This is a genomic window from Microbispora sp. NPDC049125, from assembly GCF_040802045.1.
GTDB lineage: Bacteria > Actinomycetota > Actinomycetes > Streptosporangiales > Streptosporangiaceae > Microbispora.
This window is the reverse complement of the sequence record NZ_JBEZDW010000002.1, coordinates 89,079-104,208: the sequence shown is the minus strand read 5'-3', so window position 1 is coordinate 104,208 and position 15,130 is coordinate 89,079. Positions and strand designations below refer to the sequence as shown.

General features: G+C 69.2%; 18 protein-coding genes. 6 read left to right on the top strand and 12 right to left on the bottom strand.

Annotated features, from left to right (window positions below):
* Positions 1 to 27 precede the first annotated feature (27 nt).
* Entirely contained in the window at positions 28 to 507 is a 480-nt protein-coding gene (locus AB0B72_RS02930) for a MarR family transcriptional regulator (RefSeq protein WP_367736585.1), read from the bottom strand.
* Between the two features lie 77 nt (positions 508 to 584).
* Between AB0B72_RS02930 and AB0B72_RS02925 the strand changes: the two genes are divergently transcribed.
* Positions 585 to 1,055 carry an HGxxPAAW family protein gene (locus tag AB0B72_RS02925; protein ID WP_367736835.1) on the top strand — a complete coding sequence of 157 codons (471 nt, stop codon included), beginning with the start codon at positions 585 to 587 and terminating at the stop codon, positions 1,053 to 1,055.
* A gap of 42 nt (positions 1,056 to 1,097) precedes the next feature.
* Here AB0B72_RS02925 and AB0B72_RS02920 read toward each other — a convergent pair whose 3' ends face one another.
* Positions 1,098 to 2,447 carry a sensor histidine kinase gene (locus AB0B72_RS02920; RefSeq protein ID WP_367736584.1) on the bottom strand — a complete coding sequence of 450 codons (1,350 nt, stop codon included), beginning with the start codon at positions 2,445 to 2,447 and terminating at the stop codon, positions 1,098 to 1,100.
* Between the two features lie 285 nt (positions 2,448 to 2,732).
* Between AB0B72_RS02920 and AB0B72_RS02915 the strand changes: the two genes are divergently transcribed.
* Entirely contained in the window at positions 2,733 to 3,197 is a 465-nt protein-coding gene (locus tag AB0B72_RS02915) for a MarR family winged helix-turn-helix transcriptional regulator (protein ID WP_367736583.1), read from the top strand.
* Between the two features lie 39 nt (positions 3,198 to 3,236).
* Here the strand turns inward: AB0B72_RS02915 and AB0B72_RS02910 are convergent, their stop codons facing one another.
* From AB0B72_RS02910 to AB0B72_RS02900, 3 genes are all read right to left on the bottom strand, one after another.
* Positions 3,237 to 3,797 carry an NADPH-dependent FMN reductase gene (locus AB0B72_RS02910; RefSeq protein ID WP_367736582.1) on the bottom strand — a complete coding sequence of 187 codons (561 nt, stop codon included), beginning with the start codon at positions 3,795 to 3,797 and terminating at the stop codon, positions 3,237 to 3,239.
* Positions 3,798 to 3,963: 166 nt separating this feature from the next.
* Complete coding sequence (locus tag AB0B72_RS02905) at positions 3,964 to 4,401, bottom strand: hypothetical protein (protein WP_367736581.1); 438 nt, start codon at positions 4,399 to 4,401, stop codon at positions 3,964 to 3,966.
* Positions 4,402 to 4,411: 10 nt separating this feature from the next.
* On the bottom strand, positions 4,412 to 5,494 hold the full coding sequence (locus AB0B72_RS02900; RefSeq protein ID WP_367736580.1) for a DUF6745 domain-containing protein: 1,083 nt from the start codon (positions 5,492 to 5,494) through the stop codon (positions 4,412 to 4,414).
* Between the two features lie 235 nt (positions 5,495 to 5,729).
* Between AB0B72_RS02900 and AB0B72_RS02895 the strand changes: the two genes are divergently transcribed.
* Both AB0B72_RS02895 and AB0B72_RS02890 read left to right on the top strand, forming a co-directional pair.
* Positions 5,730 to 6,143 (top strand): ribonuclease domain-containing protein, encoded by a 414-nt coding sequence (locus AB0B72_RS02895; protein ID WP_367736579.1) that lies wholly within the window; start codon positions 5,730 to 5,732, stop codon positions 6,141 to 6,143.
* 8 nt (positions 6,144 to 6,151) lie between these two features.
* Positions 6,152 to 6,523, top strand: a complete 372-nt coding sequence (locus tag AB0B72_RS02890) for a barstar family protein (RefSeq protein WP_367736578.1) — start codon at positions 6,152 to 6,154, stop codon at positions 6,521 to 6,523.
* A 13-nt stretch (positions 6,524 to 6,536) separates the two neighbouring features.
* Here the strand turns inward: AB0B72_RS02890 and AB0B72_RS02885 are convergent, their stop codons facing one another.
* The 5 genes from AB0B72_RS02885 to AB0B72_RS02865 all read right to left on the bottom strand — a co-directional run bounded on the left by AB0B72_RS02885 (position 6,537) and on the right by AB0B72_RS02865 (position 12,237).
* The gene (locus tag AB0B72_RS02885) at positions 6,537 to 7,082 is read right to left on the bottom strand and encodes a dihydrofolate reductase family protein (protein ID WP_367736577.1); all 546 of its coding nucleotides are present in this window, start codon (positions 7,080 to 7,082) and stop codon (positions 6,537 to 6,539) included.
* A gap of 72 nt (positions 7,083 to 7,154) precedes the next feature.
* Positions 7,155 to 7,772, bottom strand: a complete 618-nt coding sequence (locus tag AB0B72_RS02880; protein WP_367736576.1) for a helix-turn-helix domain-containing protein — start codon at positions 7,770 to 7,772, stop codon at positions 7,155 to 7,157.
* A 369-nt stretch (positions 7,773 to 8,141) separates the two neighbouring features.
* Positions 8,142 to 9,176 (bottom strand): DUF916 domain-containing protein, encoded by a 1,035-nt coding sequence (locus AB0B72_RS02875; protein ID WP_367736575.1) that lies wholly within the window; start codon positions 9,174 to 9,176, stop codon positions 8,142 to 8,144.
* Positions 9,177 to 9,321: 145 nt separating this feature from the next.
* The gene (locus AB0B72_RS02870; protein ID WP_367736574.1) at positions 9,322 to 10,914 is read right to left on the bottom strand and encodes a fibronectin type III domain-containing protein; all 1,593 of its coding nucleotides are present in this window, start codon (positions 10,912 to 10,914) and stop codon (positions 9,322 to 9,324) included.
* A 114-nt stretch (positions 10,915 to 11,028) separates the two neighbouring features.
* Entirely contained in the window at positions 11,029 to 12,237 is a 1,209-nt protein-coding gene (locus tag AB0B72_RS02865) for a HupE/UreJ family protein (protein WP_367736573.1), read from the bottom strand.
* Between the two features lie 172 nt (positions 12,238 to 12,409).
* On the opposite strand from AB0B72_RS02865, the gene AB0B72_RS02860 reads away from it, so the two are divergent.
* Positions 12,410 to 13,075, top strand: coding sequence for a hypothetical protein (locus AB0B72_RS02860; protein ID WP_367736572.1), 666 nt, complete (start codon positions 12,410 to 12,412; stop codon positions 13,073 to 13,075).
* 7 nt (positions 13,076 to 13,082) lie between these two features.
* On the opposite strand, the gene AB0B72_RS02855 is transcribed toward AB0B72_RS02860, so the two are convergent.
* Together AB0B72_RS02855 and AB0B72_RS02850 are read right to left on the bottom strand one after the other, a co-directional pair.
* A complete protein-coding gene (locus AB0B72_RS02855) occupies positions 13,083 to 13,691 on the bottom strand; it encodes an NAD-dependent epimerase/dehydratase family protein (RefSeq protein WP_367736567.1) in 609 nt (202 codons plus the stop codon).
* A 25-nt stretch (positions 13,692 to 13,716) separates the two neighbouring features.
* On the bottom strand, positions 13,717 to 14,466 hold the full coding sequence (locus AB0B72_RS02850; protein ID WP_367736566.1) for an SDR family NAD(P)-dependent oxidoreductase: 750 nt from the start codon (positions 14,464 to 14,466) through the stop codon (positions 13,717 to 13,719).
* Between the two features lie 131 nt (positions 14,467 to 14,597).
* Here AB0B72_RS02850 and AB0B72_RS02845 point away from each other — a divergent pair, with 131 nt between their 5' ends.
* The gene (locus AB0B72_RS02845) at positions 14,598 to 15,032 is read left to right on the top strand and encodes an Rrf2 family transcriptional regulator (protein ID WP_367736565.1); all 435 of its coding nucleotides are present in this window, start codon (positions 14,598 to 14,600) and stop codon (positions 15,030 to 15,032) included.
* Positions 15,033 to 15,130 lie beyond the last annotated feature (98 nt).

Sequence of the window (15,130 nt, the reverse complement as noted above, 5' to 3'; positions counted from 1 at the left end):
CGCCTGTGCGCGCCGATCCTCTGACGGTCACGCGCTCCCCCGCCGGATCTCCTCCAGGGACGTCCGCATCAGGGCCGTCGCCCGGGTGAACCAATCGGCCAGTACGCCGACCTCGTCAGGCGTGTATCGGGCGAACAGTTCCGACAGCCGCCGATAGAAGGGCTCGTACACGGCGGCGACACGTGCTGCGGCGGAGGGAGCCGCGACGATCCGCACCCGGCGCCGGTCCGAGGGATCGGCCTGCCGTGTCGCGTACCCGGCCTCTTCGAGGCGATTCACCACCCCGGTCACCGCACCGGTGGTCAGGCCGGCCCGTTCGGCGAGCTCCCCCGCGCTGATCGGCCGGTCCGCGGCCCCCATGATGTGGCCGAGGCAGGTCAGATCCGTGACGTTCAGCCCCAGGCGCTGAGCGATGTCGTGCTGGCCGACGAGGCTGAGCGCGATGAGCTCGTCCATCCCGGCCATCGCCTCCTCGGCCGAGGCCGCAACATGCCGTCTGCCCTCCATGGACAATCTCCTTAGCATCTAAGATACTTAATACGTAAGCTAAGTATGTCGCACTCAGAGGTGATCGCGTGAGCGGTATGCATGACGATGTCGACCTGGGTCACACCGTCGCGGGATGGACGGGTTGTGTCATCGCACTGATCGGTTCAGCGGTGGCCGGTGTGGCCGTCTGCGCCGGCAGGCCCGCGGGTGTCCTGGCCGGAGCCGGGATCGTCCTGTCCGCCGGCCTGATCACCTGGGCGCTGCATCTGATGGGCTGGGGCAAGCCGAGCGGGCCGCGCCCCGCGGACGAGTGGGCCTGGCGGGCAAGGGATCCCATGACGGGTCACGGCGACTGCCTCGCGTGCCGCGTGGCGGGCCGCCGGCGCGTCATCCTCAGCGGCTCCGGCCTGGACGGTGCGCGACGCGATCAGACGTGGAAGGTCGCGGCAACGCCCCGAACCGTCCACGCCGAGTGCGCCGGCAGACAGGAGATCACCTTCGATCGGCCCGCCCCGGGCGACGCACCTGACCGGCTCGCCGCAGGGAGTGGAACGTACGTCACCTGATCGGCCACACGGACCCCGGGGGCGCCCGCCGAAGGAGCGGCGCTATGCGCGGGCCCGGTCGCCGGCGGCGTCACGTGGGTCCCGCGAGTCGTCACGGGCGGACGGCCTTCCGGCGGAGTCCGCCAGAGGGAGCCGAAGGACGAACCGGGCGCCTCGGAGCGCGTCCTCGATCTTCAGGGTTCCGTGGTGGGCGTGGGCGATGTCACGGGAGATGGCCAGGCCGAGCCCGCTGCCGCCGGGCTCGCGGCGCCGTCCGTCGTCGAGGCGGACGAAGCGCTCGAAGACGCGTTCGCGGTCCTGGGGCGCGATGCCGTCACCGTCGTCGGTCACGGTGACGACGGCCTCCCCCTTCACCCGTTCGACCCTGATCTCGACACTGCTGTCGGCGTGGCGCCGGGCGTTGGCCAGCAGGTTGTCGAGCACCCGGATCAGCTGGATCCGGTTGCCCCGGACGTTCACATCGTGGCCGGCGCGTACGCGGACCGGCACGCCGGCGGGCTGGGCCGCCACCTCCTCTCTCACGAGGGCGCCCAGGTCGATCGGCTCGTGCGCCGCCGGATCGCCGGCGCGGAGACGGGCCAGCACCAGCAGGTCGTCGACGATCGACTCCAGCCGCTCCGTGACCGTCAGCGCGGCCTGGAGGGCCTCCCGGGGATCGACGTCCCGGGGATAGAGCACCGCCTCCTCCAGCAGCGTACGCAGAGCCGTGAGGGGGGTCCTCAGCTCGTGGGATGTGGTGGAGGCGAACCGGCGCTGCTGCTTCACCGCCTCCTCCAGCCGGGCCAGAGTCCGGTTGGCGGTCTCGGCGAGCAGCGTGTACTCGCTGCGCCCCGGCGGCTCCGGCACCCGCAGGCTCAGGTCGCTCACCGTGATCTCGGCCATCGTCCGGCGGATGGCCGCCACCTGGCGCAGCGAAACGCCGCTCCACGACCAGTTCCCCAACGCGATGAGGGCGGCCGTCAGCACGATGCCGGCATCCGTGAACACCTGCAGGCGAGGGGTCGCGAGGATGGGCGGCTCGGCCATCCCGGCGTAGACGTAGTGGGGCTCACCCCGCCAGATCTCGCGTGTCTCCAGCGGTGGGATCCTGACGGCGGACACCAGGACGCACCCGCCTCTCGCGGGACACTCGACCCGATCCTTCATCCGGTCGTCGGCGGGGGGCCGTACCGTGCTCAGTGGCGGCCTGCTCGCCGCCGCGATGCTGGCCGCCACCACCTGACCGTGGGAGTCGACGAGCTGGAGAAGGTCGATGCGGCCCTTCGGCACCGGCTTCGGAGTGCTGCCGGGCTGGAAGGTGCCGAGCCAGTTGGAGGCGGCTCTCTGCGCGTCCCGGAAGATCTCGGCTCTCACCCTGTCGAGGATCAGGAAGTCGATGCTGGCGCCGATCACAGCAAGGAAGATCAAAGCCAGCCCGGCGATGGCCATCGTGGCACGCGTGCGAAGCGAGTCCAGGAAAAGCGGCCCTCTGCTTCCCAAGTCGGCCTTGTCCTCTCGCGTGAAACCGCAGGTCAGATGCCCTCTCGATGGTAAGCGTCAGCCGCTCGCCGAGCAATCAAAGCCCCATATCCGCACCAAAAGCAGGACGCTTCATTACTTGGACATTCGCATGTCAGCCGCTGGGGCGAGCGGACGGTACAACCACTGCTTTATCGGTCAAGCAAGTAAACTGGACCCATGCCCCCCGCCACCGCAGGACCGCCCCAGCCTTTGAGCCCCGACGAGGAAGCGCTGGTCCGTGCGCTCGGCCGGCTCATTCTGGTCCTTCCCCGCGCGCTCGACACCGACATGGTCCGCCAGGGACAGTTGCCGCTGACCGAGTACTCCACGCTCATGCATCTGTCGGAGGCTCCGAACCGGCTGATGCGGATGAGCGAGCTCGCGACGGCCTGCGACCTGTCCCTGAGCGGCATGACCCGTATCGTCACCCGCCTGGAGGCACGGGGCCTGGTCGAACGGGTGAGGTGCGACGAGGACGCCCGGGGGCTGAACGCCGTCCTCACCGACGCCGGCCTCGCGCGGCTGGAACAGGCGTGGCCGGCCCATCTGGCCAGCGTGCGCCGGCACATCCTCGACCATTTCGAAGGCGTCGACCTCGTCCAGCTCGCCGGGGTGCTCCAGCGCGTGGCGACCACCACCTGACGCCAGGCCGGCCGGCCTGGCGTCCCTCAAGGGGCGGCGTCAGGCGGCGCGCAGCGGCGCGAGCGCCTTGCTCCACGTCACGACCTGGTCCAGCACGGTGTTGAGCGAGTCGGCCTGGTGGGGGCCGGGCTTGAAGACGCTGAAGTTCTCGAAGTCGGTGAACAGCGACAGCGCCACCTGGGCCCGCACGTCCGCCATCTGGAGCTCGGCGGAGATCAGCCGCAGGTGCTCCACCGCCCGGGTGCCGCCGACCGAGCCGTAGCTGACGAACCCGACGGCCTTGTTGTTCCACTCCGCGTACAGGAAGTCGATCGCGTTCTTCAGGGCGCCGGAGGTGGAGTGGTTGTACTCGGGGGTCACCATCACGAAGCCGTCGAACGAGTCGATCTTGGCCGCCCACTCCAGGGTGTGGGGCTGGGCGTACTGGCCCAGCGACGGCGGCATGACCTCGTCGAGGTGCGGCAGCTTATAGTCGAGCAGGTCGACCAGCTCGAACTCGGCATCGGTGCGCCGCGCGGCGATCTCCTGCACCCACCGCGCGACGGCCTCGCCGTTGCGGCCGGGGCGGGTGCTGCCAAGGATGATCCCAATTCTGGTCATCGGTCTACGTCTCCCGTTCGAAGGTAGTTGCTCCGCGAAGCAACTTATCTTTACTTGCTCCACCAAGCAAGTAAAGAGATGGCAAGCTCACCGGCGTCGGCGACCGGCAGCAGCCCGGCACCGAGCCGGCACCGGCGCTCTGGGCGGCGATGCCGGCTCGCTGGACTCAGTCCGCGACGAAGCGCGCCCTGTGCCCCTCGTGCTCGCGCTGCCGCCTGACGACGTACGTGCCGGGTGTGCAGCCTGTGGCGCCGTGCTCGGGATGCAGCAGGTAGACGACGGCTGAGCCGGCGAAGACACCGATCGCCAGCCCTTCGGAGTCCCACACGCCGGTCGTCCACCGGCAGGTGCCCGGGTCGGCGACCAGCGTGTGCGGGTTGCCCCCGGCCGCGCCGCGGAGCAGTTCGAGCCCGCCGGACGCCACGGCTGTCCAGCCGGCGTCGCGCCGGACCCGTACGGACGACGCGACGACGGGCAGCGGGATGACGATGAGGTCGCCCTGGGCTTGGAGCCCGTCGACGACGGGGATGCTCACCGACTGCTCGAGGTGGTCGAGCACGGCGAGCCCGGTCCGCTGGGAAAGGGTTGCGAGTGTCACAGTCATGGAAGTCACCTCAGGTTCGGCGGACGAGTAGGGAGTACTGCTCGGCGGACAGGCCGTAGGTCCAGGCGGCGGCGGCGATCGGATCGTCGAAGAAACCCGGCACGGTCAGCCCGTACCGGCGGCGGCGCCCGTCGCGTTCGAGGGAACCGTTGACCGCGAGGAGCACCCTCGTCCTCGTTCGCATGTCGAAGAGCCGCAGCTCCGATCCGGGGTTGCCGGGATCGGGCGCCGAGGCGACCAGCCGCAGCCCGGCCCGGCGGATGTACGACGGCCAGCCCATATGTTCGATCGCGCACCGTCTGACCTCGACGTTGGCCTCCTGATCGATCCGCTGGACGCTGGGAGCGTCGATCACCCAGGAGGGCACCGGCGTCCCGTGCCAGGCGTACAGATCCCACCCGTCCGCGTAGCGCACCGCGGGACCGTCCGCACAGTGCAGCCGCACCTCACCGTCGTCGCCCCACACCTCGGTGTATACGGCCACCGGCCGCTCGGAGACGACGCACACGTCCTCGTGGGGCCACCACCAGCCGCATGACCGGGCCGTCGTCGCCCACAACTCCAGCCGCCGGTGGTGCTCGGGATCGAAGACCACACCGGCCACTCGGCGGAGGGCGTCGTAGTGGGCGACCCAGGAGACGCACTGCGCCGCGTACCAGTAGCGTCCGCGGTGATTCGGCTCGCCGGTGGCGGCCACGAAGGCCAGGAGAAGCGAACCTTCGGCTGATCGCGAGAGCGAGTCGCGGACCTCACGGCGGATCAGGTCGTCCATGGGCCGGTGGAGCCACCTGACCGGAGCGTCGAGCTCCTGGCACAGCCGCCCCATGAGCGAGGTGAACCTCGGCGGCAGGGCCCATTCGAACAGGTCGCCGGCGGTCTCCGAGGGCCGTGGACGCGTCCCCGGCGGGACGGTGTGCAGGGCGGCGAACGGTGACGAGACCCAGTGGAAACGCGGCGGGTCGAGCCCGATCAGGCGGTACAGCCCGGAGATGGCGGCCTCTGCGGCCGGACGGTCGGCGGGCAGCGTCGACAACGCCCGGCCCAGCCATTCTTCGCGAATTTCGGCAGCTTCCCGCTGCACCGGAACGCTCACCAGATGAGGGTGGCGTCGTCCTTTCCAACGATCATGTCCGAAATGGTGACAGATCGCCGGGGCCTATGTCCACTGCGATCCAGCCCGCGGTGAGGCCTCGCCCGACGGCATGCCGTTCCTGAGCATCCGGTGGCACGAAGAGTTCGCCATACCTTCGGCGCTCTTTTCCTATGTTTGACGGAATTTGACGGAGATCATGACGAGTGTCCGCCCCCTACCCCCCAAGGAAGCCTCCGTGCACACTACGCATCACATCCGGCCTTCCTGGCCGGCACGGCTCGCCGTCATCCTCACCGCCATCACGTCCCTGATCGGCGTGGCGGGCGTCGCCCCCGCCCACGCGTCGGTCTACAGCTCCTGCACCGTCTCCCGCTGCTCGGACGCGCGTTCGGCCGACGCCATCTGGGCCTCCAAGGGGTACCCGACCACCAGTGGCTGGTACTCCTGGCCGGACGGGAAGTACAACTACACTGGCGGCCGTTTCTACAACCGGGAAGGCCAGCTTCCCAGCGGCGCCACCTACTACGAGTACGACGTGTACTCCCGGGCGCGAGGCGCGGCGCGTGACGCGTACCGGATCGTCGTCAACCGCAGCACCGGCGTGACCTGGTTCTCCCCGAACCACTACACCGACTTCTACAGGCTCTGAGGACTCCCATGGCATCCGCCGCACGTCCGCTGCCGCACTGGCTGACCGTGTCCACCAGCCCGGCGCCGGCGGTCGTCGACGGGCGCGCGTGCAGGACACGCGCCGCCTTCTTCGAGGAGGTGGCGCGGGTTCTGCGCTTCCCCGGCCACTTCGGCCGCAACTGGGACGCGCTCGCGGACTCACTGCGCGACGTGACCCGTGCCGGAGCAGTCACCCTGATCGTGGACAACGCCGAGGAGCTGCTCAGCGCCGAGCCCTCCGAGCAGTTCGCCACATTGCTGGACATCCTGGCCGACGCCGCGCACGAGGGGCTGACCCTGACGCTGTGCACCGGCCGCGAGGAGCCGCTCCGCCTGCGCGTGGCCGCCGCTCTCCGATGAGTCGTGGCATCGATCAACCGGCGTCCGGAACGTAGGTGAGATTGAGCACTCCGGTCTGGAACGTCTCCGACTCGACCAGCTTCAGCTTGTGGGTCGGGGTGCCCTCGAACAGCCGCTGACCGTGCCCGACGGCGATCGGGTGAACGAGCAGCTTCAGCTCGTCGAGCAGCCCGTTGGCGAGAAGCCACCGCACGGTCGTCGCGGAGCCGGACATCTGGATGTCGCCGTCGGTCTGCTCCTTGATCTCGCGCAGCGCGGCCGCGACGTCACCGGAGACGACTGTGGTGTTGTTCCAGTCCGCCTTCTCCAGGGTGGTGGACACGACGTACTTGCGGGTGTCGTTGATGAACTTGGCGAAGTCCTGGTCCATGTCCGTCGTCGACCAGTACGCCGACCACTCCTCGTACAGCTTGCGGCCCATCAGGAACCCCGCCGCGTTCTGCATGCCCGCCTCGACCGCGGCGCCCATCTCGTCGTTGAAGTACGGGAAATGCCACTGGTCCGGCGACTCGACCACGCCGTCCAGCGAGATGAAGAAGTTCGAGACGATCTTGGCCATTGCTCTGCTCCTATGCGGTCGACGTAGGCTGTCACGATTGCTACGACGTGCAGGTTAGGCGAAACTGAGCGCTCAGGTCTTGTACAGAAGCGACAGCGGCTCCGAAGGACCCCGATCGCTCAACTGCGTGGCCGTCCGCCCGATGTAACGGGTCAGTGACCGCGCCAGGTGCGGTTGGTCGAAGTATCCGAGCCGGTGGACCACGTCGTGGGCCGGCACGTTCTCCTGGATCAGGACGGCCGCCTTCCTGGCACGGTCGATCTGCCGGATGGCGCCGCGAGTGAGCCCGGTCGCCGTCACGAAGCGCCGCTGAAGGGTGCGTTCGGACACGTCCGGCGACGCGCCGCGAAGCACCCCGGCGACGATCGGGTCGACGTCCACAATGCCCTCACGGACCATCCGCCGCACGAACGCTTCGGCGTTGTCATAGCCCGGAAGGCGCCAGGCGGACCCCTTCAGCCAGAAGGACCTGCGTGTCGCGTCGGGGATCTCCGCGGAGCCGTCGACGAGCCGATCGATCGGAAGATGGGGCATCGAGGTGCCGAGCGCGAAGCTGATCCCGAAGAACGTGGCGTCTTCGGGAACGGGGGCCTCGCTCGCCCTCGACTCCGGCCCTTGGACGGCCACGCTGACCTGACCGCGGTGCTCCCAGAAGACCAGATCCCAATGGGCTGTCGCGATCGACGTCATTCGGCCGACCTCGTGGCTGCTGCTCCTCCACACCCGCTCGATGTACGGCGAGTCGGATGATCGGCTTTCGACGTCCAAGCCCATCCGGGTCGTTCCCCCTCACCCCGCCGGCGTTGCCAACGCCGCCGGACCATCGTGTCACTCGGTGAATCGGCGGAGCAAACGGCGGGACGCCCAGGTGAGGGGCTGTCTCCCCGACGGAAACGATCCCGGCACGCTGGTGGACCAGACGCTGTCGTGACCGGTGTGGCAGGCAACCCTCTGACGGGTGAGGGGGGGACAGCCATGTTCGACGCTTGCGGCATCTGGGTACGCCTCAAGCCTCTGCGGGCCGGCCGTCACCGCTTGCCGGGGGCTTCTGCCCCTCGATCACTGCTGTACGTGTTGGGGCCGCATCGCCTGGACGCGGGCATCCTCTCCGCGTGCCGCGCCGCGGCGGCGGACCAGGACCGTGGCGACGAGCCCGCAGAGGACGACGAGGACGAGCAGCAGTGCCCAGGGGATGGCCCAGGCGCCCGCCGTGGTCTCGACGGCGGTGAGCGGGGCGATCGAGCCCGCCGCGTCGGCGAGCAGCGGGACGAGGGTGACGGTCCCCGTGAGCCTCCCCGCGGGAGCCACTCCGTGTACCGGTACCGAAACCTTCCAGGTGTCGCCCGGGAGCAACTGGGGCGAGTCGCCGATCCGCCCCGCGCGGACGCCAAGCCGCCCGAAGGGGCCTGCGACGGCCACCTCCTGCCGGGCGGTGAGGATGGCGTTGCCCGTGTTGTGGATCGTGTACGTGACGGTGGCGTCCCCCTTCCCGAACGGGTTGGGCGTGCCCGAGTAGCGCACGTGCACATCCTCTGCCGACAGGCTCGGCTTGAGCTCTCCCCCCACGCGCAGACGGATCCGGATGCCGAGACGCCGGTCGGCGCCGGTCCCGTCCGCTCCGCCGGCCTGCGCCGGCGCGGTGACGATGCCACCCATGTACTCACCAGGCGCGGCGTCGTCCGGAAGAGTGACCGTGAACGGCACCTCGGCCGACTCGCCGGGCTGGACCGTCACGTCCGGCCGGTCCGCGTGGACCCATGCCCCCACCCGCGTCGACTTCGCGTCCTTGGCGACCAGGTCGAGCCGGCCGCCCTTGGCGGTGAACGCGTCGGCCGCGTACACGGCGAGGCGCAGCGGCGTGGTGCCGTGGTTGGCGACCACGAGACCGTCCTTGAGCTGCCCGCCCGGGTCGAGGGTGTAGCTGTAGTTCTGCCGGCCGGACCCGAAGTCGTTGGAGGCCGTCGTGACCGCCCAGGAGACGTCGCCGTCCGCCGCCGCGGCGGGTCCCGCTCCCAGTCCGAGGAAGCCGAGCAGCGTCACGACAGTGGCGAAGGCTCCGGCTGCTGTGGTCGTACGCGGTCTGGACGGGCGCATCTGGGGATCCTTGGACGGTCTGGGAATGGCGTGATGGAAGACGTGCGGTGGGGTGGACGCCCGACGGCGCCCACCCCACCGGATGGAGTGGGCCGGATCAGCTCAGCGCGATCGGCTGAGAGTCACCGGCACCGCCCTCGGCCGGCTACTGCAGCCAGTCCGACGCGGGGCCAGGCTCACCGGGCTTGCCAGGCTTACCGGGCTTGCCGGGCTCACCGGGCTTGCCGGGCTCACCGGGCTTGCCGGGCTTGCCGGGTGCGTCGTTCGTGTGGATCACGACGCTGTCGACCCGGGAGCCGACCGGCAGAGCGGCGTCCTTGCCGTCGTTCGGGCCGCACCAGGACTCCTTGCCCAGCTCCACGGCGGCGTTGGGGGCGGCGCAGGTGCCGCTGCGGATGTTCTCCACGACGAGCTTGTCGCCGCGCACCTGGACCTTGACGTAGGTCCGGACGTGCTCCTGGTTCTGCACCGAGTTGGCCCAGTGGCTCTTGGGGTTGAGCGGGTCGGGGCCGTAGTTCGGGTCCTCGGTGGTGTCCGGAGCGGTGATGTCGTAGTACTTCGAACCCGACGCGGAGTTCGCCGTCACGTAGATGACGCCACCGGGACCCTCGGCGACCTCGGCGGCACCGGGCTGCTCGGCCGGGTTGGCCTTCTTGCCGTTCTTGATGACGTAGCTACGCGAGTAGCTGTGGTCGTGGCCCTGCAGGACCAGGTCGACGCCGAGGTTGGAGAAGGCGGTCGGGAAGTCCTGGCGGCGCAGCTGGTTGTCGCCGTCGTTGGCGTGGTCGGCCGGCGAGTAGATCGAGTGGTGGTAGACGAGCACCGTGTGCTTGGCCTTGGCACCGTGGTTCTTGATCACATCGGTGATGTAACCGATGTGCGCGGCGTCGGCGCCGCTGGCGTAGGCGTTGCTGTTGATGTCGATGAACAGCACGCTCTTGTACGTGAACCAGTAGTCACCGCCGGAGCGGGTGTTCGCGTCACCGTTGTAGTACGGCGCGGAACGGTCGGTGTTCGGCGTCCAGAAGTGCTGCTCGTACGCCTTGCCGCCGACGTCGTGGTTGCCGATGGTGGCGGCCCACGGGTACGAACGCAGCTTGTCGGACGCGAGGAACGCGTTCCACTGCGTCTCGTTGTTGGCGCTGTCGATCTGGTCGCCGCCCGAGACCAGCAGCTCGGCCTTCGGGTTGGCGGCGGTGGCGACGTTCAGGGTGTCCGTCCAGCCGGCGCCGTCCTTCGCGACGTCGCCGGACGAACCGATCTGCGGGTCGCCGAAGAACAGGAAGTCGAAGCTGTTCCCGTTGAAGTTCTGGGTCCTGAAGGAGTAGGTCGAGGACCAGGCGCCCTCGGCGCCCACCCGGTAGGAGTACGAGGTGTTCTGCTTCAGGCCGTCGATGACGGCGTGGCCGTTGAAGCCACCGTTGACCTTGTTCGCGGTGACCGTGGCCGGGATGGTGACGGCGTTCTTGGGGAACTCGCCGTTGCGCACCTGGGACGTCGGGGCGACCTGGACCACCTGCGCGGTGCCGGCCGAGGAGTACCAGGACACGACGCGCTGGGCCTCGTCGGCGCCCACGCCGAGAATGACGCCGGTGCTCGTCGCTCCGGCGTCAGCGTGCGCTGCGGCTGTCAGGCCACCGCCGAACACCGCGGTCATGCCCATGAACGCCGCGGTGGCGCTCACGGCCGCCCGGCGTCGGACAAGCCCGGGGCCCTGTGTCCGGTTGTCGAACTTCATTTACGTTTCCGTCCATTTGAGGTGTATCGGGATCTTTGTCAAGATTTCGGAGGCTGGTGTCCTTGTGGTGAACGTGAGGCGGGCGTGCCGTTGCGCTTGTCCGAAGTTGTGGCCTCAGACTCCGAGAACTCGCTGGACGAACCACACCAGGCCCATCACGGACACACCCGCCGCGATCGTCCCGGTCGTCCACAGTCCCGTGACGGGCCGGCGACGGCGCAGCATGGCGAGCACCGGGAAGACGAGCATGATGATCGACAGCTGGACGACCTCGATGCCCACGTTGAAGACGAGCAGCGACCACAGAAGCGTCCACGACAAGGCCTGGTCGATGCCCAGCGCCGCGGCGAAGCCGAGCCCGTGCACGAGGCCGAAGCAGAAGACCACCGCGAGCCGCGTCCAGCCCGCGGGGTCCAGGCCGAGGTGACCGTGACCGGCGATCTCGAGATCCGTGGCGTGCGATCGGCGTCGCCAGATCCGCCACAGATGCCAGCCGGCGACGACCGCGATCGAAAGGGCGATGACGGGCTCGACGAACGACGCGGGCACCTGCACGAGGCCGAGGGCGGCGAGGATGAAGGTCACCGAGTGGGCCAGCGTGAAGGTCGTCGCCGCCAGCACGATCTCGCGCAGGCGGCGTGACCCGGCGATGAGCGCCAGCAGGAACAGGATGTGATCGAGCCCGCCGAGCAGATGTTCGGCTCCGAGCCGGAAGAACTCCCAGAACCTTTCGGCCCAGGACTGCTGGGTGGAGAACGACGGATGCTTCGCGTCGAGGGCGGCGCTTCCGGACGTCAGGTCGAGGTCGTAGGTGACCACCGTCTTGGTGCCGCGGACATAGCCCTCGGAGTCGGGGAACAGCCCGCTGTGCACCTCGTGCGCGTCGGCGGACGCCGGGCACCGGTAGTCGAGCACCAGCACCGCGTATGGGACACCCTCGCGTTGCTCCATCGTGAAGTCGCCGTCCCGGACCGGGGTGCACGCCTGACCGGCCGTGACGCCGAAGCGTTCGGTGACGTACGCGAGCACCGTGTCGGAGTGGGCCTCGAGCGCGGCGGCCTGCTTCGCCGCGTCGCCGGCCTCGAACGCCGCGGTGCCCTCCCGGAAGAGGGCGTCGTCCTTCTCCGCGTCGGCGGCCGAGACGACGAGCAGGTCGTACTCCAGCCCGAGCGCGGAGCGGACGTGCCCGGCTCCGGGTGAGGTGAGGTCGGCGTACACGACCGAGGTGAACCCGTGGGCGAGGGCGGGCAGGGCGCTGAGCAGCACGGCCACGACCACCGCGGCGACAACGGCACAGACGCGACGCCGGGCGGCGTGGGACATGTGACTCCTCATCAGTTGAGGAAGGCAATTTGCTCGGCCCAGATGAACGAACGGCGGCTCACATGCGAACCCACGAAGAACCCATCAGGGCGAAAACCACCCATGTCCCGCAGACAGCAAGCAATGGGATAAGAAGGAGACGCACTTCACGCCACTTCGAAGGACGATCCCCATGCGCCCCCGACTTCTGGCCGCCGGCGCGCTGGCCGCTGCCGCCGCCGTACTGGTCAGCGGATGCGGCTCAGGCGACGACTGGTCTCGGCCGCACCCGAAGCCCAGCACCGTCGGCGATCTGGGCCTTGGGTTCCGCCCTGCCGCGTCACCCGCCCCTGAGGCGACGATCACGCCGCGACCCGGCTCCTGGGACGGGGTCCGCCCGTCCGAGGGCTACCGGGTGATCCTGCTCACCGCGGGGAAGGACGCGCAGACGAGGACGCTGGCGAACGCCGTGACGAAGTGGGCCGAGGAGGAGGACGTCAGCATGAAAACCATCGATGCCACGGCCCCGGACCAGTACGTTCCGAGCATCGTCCGGGCGATCGACATGGCGCCCGACCTCGTCATCAGCGTCGGCAACGACCTCATCGACCCCCTGGCCCTGGTCACCGCCAGCCACCTCGCCCAGCAGTTCCTCGTGGTCGGCGCCGAACTGGCCGAGCCCACGGAGAACGTCACCGCCGCCGACTGGACCGGTGCCTCGTTCCGTGGTGAGGGGCTCGGCATGTCCTCGGCGTACGATCCGGCCACCTTCACACCCGAGCGCGCCGGGCGCGCCGTCCGGGCCGGTGTCGCGGCCGTGCTCAACGGCCTGACCGGCATCGTGATCTGGCTCGACTAGGTGTTGCCTAGTCGGTGATGACGACGACGCCCGACGGCTCGCCCAGCAGCTCGACCGTCCGCTCGGCGGCACGGTCGATCTGGACGCGGGGCTCCCCGGGGATCTGCTGCTCCCAGTAGGTGCCGGGCCCGTAGAACTGCCCATAGGCCAGCACCACGCCGCCCTCGGCGAGCACGGAGCGCTCCAGCTCGGCGGTGGCCAGAGCGCCGGGCCCTTCAGGCAACTGCCAGGCGATCGTCTGGGCCAGGAGCTTCGGCGACCCGCTCTGCCGCGCCGCCTCGATCAGATTCCGGTTCCCCTCGGTCCGGATGCGAGCGTTCAGCTCCGTGTATTCGCCGATCTTCTCCGCCTCGTCCGGCAGATCGGTCAGCTCGTTCAGGATGACGTCCGGCCGGAAGTCGCGAACCGCCTGGATCAATGCGTCCCGGTCGAAGACGTCGCAGACGATCGGCTCTGCGCCGAGCCGGGCCAGCAGCTCCGTCTTGCCGGACGAACGAGTCATACCACCCACCACGTGCCCCGCCTGAACCAGCCGGGGAACCAGCCGCTGCCCGATCACGCCTGACGCACCGGCAAGAAACACCCTCACGGTTCCCCCTGACTGCACGAACAGCATCACGTCAGTTCTACAGGTGCCCGGTTCAGGCGTTGTAACCGCCGTGGGCGTCCAGCACCGCGCCCGTGACGTACGACGCGGCGGGGCTCGCGAGGAAGGCGATCGCCGCGGCGATCTCGTCGGGATGGCCGATGCGCTGCATGGCCAGCGAGCTGAGCAGGGCCTTGAGGGTCTCGGGGTCCGGCGGCTCCATGCCGCCATCCATCAGCCCGGCTTCCACGACGTTGGCGGTAATGGCACGGGAGCCCAGGTCGCGGGCGACACCCATGGTGTACCGCTCGACCCCCGCCTTGGTCGCCGAGTAGTCGGCGAGGCCCGGCAGGCCGACCCGGGAGCCCAGTCCGGAGCTCACCGTGATGACGCGGCCGCCCTCGCGCAGCACCCGGGAGGCGGCCCGGATGACGGCGATCACCCCGAGGTAGTTGGTGGCGTGCATCCGATCCAGCGCGGCGGTGTCGGCGTCCGGGTCGTCCACCGTACCGCTCACCGAGATCGCCGCGTTGTTGACGAGGATGTCCAGGCCGCCGAAGTGCGCGACCACGTCGTCGATCAGCGCCGGCGCCTGGCTCACGTCCGCCTGGTCGGACTTGAACGCGACGACCTTCGTCCCCCTGCCGCGCACCTCGTCCACGACGGCCCTCGCCCGCTCCTCGGAGCTGACATAGGTGAACGCGACGTCGGCGCCCTGCTCGGCCAGCAGCCGTACGGTGGCGGCTCCCAGTCCGCGGGATCCCCCGGTGACCAGGGCGACCTTGCCGGTCAGCGGCTTGTCCATTCTTCCCACCTCACTGATCGATCTCTCGTTGGGTCGTAACAGTATTTGTTACGATGGGTTGATCGCAACATTTGCTGTTACGACTGCGCGGGCCGTAGCATGCGATGTCGCGGCCGGGAGGAGAAGGGCTCATGAGCGCCAACAGCAGGCTGACCATCGCGGCCCACGCGCTGGCGTGGATCAGCCTCTACCAGCGCCAGGGCCACGAGGTCGCCACTTCCGAGCAGATCGCGGCCAGCGCGAACACCAATCCCGTGGTGATCAGACGGCTGCTCGGCGAGCTGCGGAAAGCAGGGCTCGTGGAGTCCCGGCGGGGCGTGGGCGCGGGCTGGTCGCTGGCGCGCGAGCTGGAGTCGATAACCCTGCTCGACGTGTACGAGGCGGTGGAACCCGGCCCGCTGTTCGCGATGCACCGCGCCACTCCCGACCAGGGGTGCGTGGTGGGTTACGGCATCCAGCCGGCGATGCAGGGCATCTACGAGGGCATCGAGGAGACCCTGAGGCGCGAGCTGGCCCGTGTCACGCTGGAGGACGTACTCCGGGACGTCCTTGCCGCACCTCGCTAGTGACCCCAGCCGGAATCGTCCGCAATATCGGGGATTCGAGGATCTTTTCTGCGGTCTTCTTCCACACGAACGGGCGCGGGTTGTCGTTGCGACAGCGG

Excerpts from the sequence above, each read along its gene's own strand:
- AB0B72_RS02930 (WP_367736585.1), bottom strand. The coding sequence starts at position 507 with ATGGAGGGCAGACGGCATGTTGCGGCCTCGGCCGAGGAGGCGATGGCC.
- AB0B72_RS02925 (WP_367736835.1), top strand. The coding sequence starts at position 585 with ATGCATGACGATGTCGACCTGGGTCACACCGTCGCGGGATGGACGGGT.
- AB0B72_RS02915 (WP_367736583.1), top strand. The coding sequence starts at position 2,733 with ATGCCCCCCGCCACCGCAGGACCGCCCCAGCCTTTGAGCCCCGACGAG.
- AB0B72_RS02910 (WP_367736582.1), bottom strand. The coding sequence starts at position 3,797 with ATGACCAGAATTGGGATCATCCTTGGCAGCACCCGCCCCGGCCGCAAC.
- AB0B72_RS02905 (WP_367736581.1), bottom strand. The coding sequence starts at position 4,401 with ATGACTGTGACACTCGCAACCCTTTCCCAGCGGACCGGGCTCGCCGTG.
- AB0B72_RS02890 (WP_367736578.1), top strand. The coding sequence starts at position 6,152 with ATGGCATCCGCCGCACGTCCGCTGCCGCACTGGCTGACCGTGTCCACC.
- AB0B72_RS02885 (WP_367736577.1), bottom strand. The coding sequence starts at position 7,082 with ATGGCCAAGATCGTCTCGAACTTCTTCATCTCGCTGGACGGCGTGGTC.
- AB0B72_RS02880 (WP_367736576.1), bottom strand. The coding sequence starts at position 7,772 with ATGACGTCGATCGCGACAGCCCATTGGGATCTGGTCTTCTGGGAGCAC.
- AB0B72_RS02875 (WP_367736575.1), bottom strand. The coding sequence starts at position 9,176 with ATGCGCCCGTCCAGACCGCGTACGACCACAGCAGCCGGAGCCTTCGCC.
- AB0B72_RS02870 (WP_367736574.1), bottom strand. The coding sequence starts at position 10,914 with ATGAAGTTCGACAACCGGACACAGGGCCCCGGGCTTGTCCGACGCCGG.
- AB0B72_RS02865 (WP_367736573.1), bottom strand. The coding sequence starts at position 12,237 with ATGTCCCACGCCGCCCGGCGTCGCGTCTGTGCCGTTGTCGCCGCGGTG.
- AB0B72_RS02860 (WP_367736572.1), top strand. The coding sequence starts at position 12,410 with ATGCGCCCCCGACTTCTGGCCGCCGGCGCGCTGGCCGCTGCCGCCGCC.
- AB0B72_RS02855 (WP_367736567.1), bottom strand. The coding sequence starts at position 13,691 with ATGCTGTTCGTGCAGTCAGGGGGAACCGTGAGGGTGTTTCTTGCCGGT.
- AB0B72_RS02850 (WP_367736566.1), bottom strand. The coding sequence starts at position 14,466 with ATGGACAAGCCGCTGACCGGCAAGGTCGCCCTGGTCACCGGGGGATCC.
- AB0B72_RS02845 (WP_367736565.1), top strand. The coding sequence starts at position 14,598 with ATGAGCGCCAACAGCAGGCTGACCATCGCGGCCCACGCGCTGGCGTGG.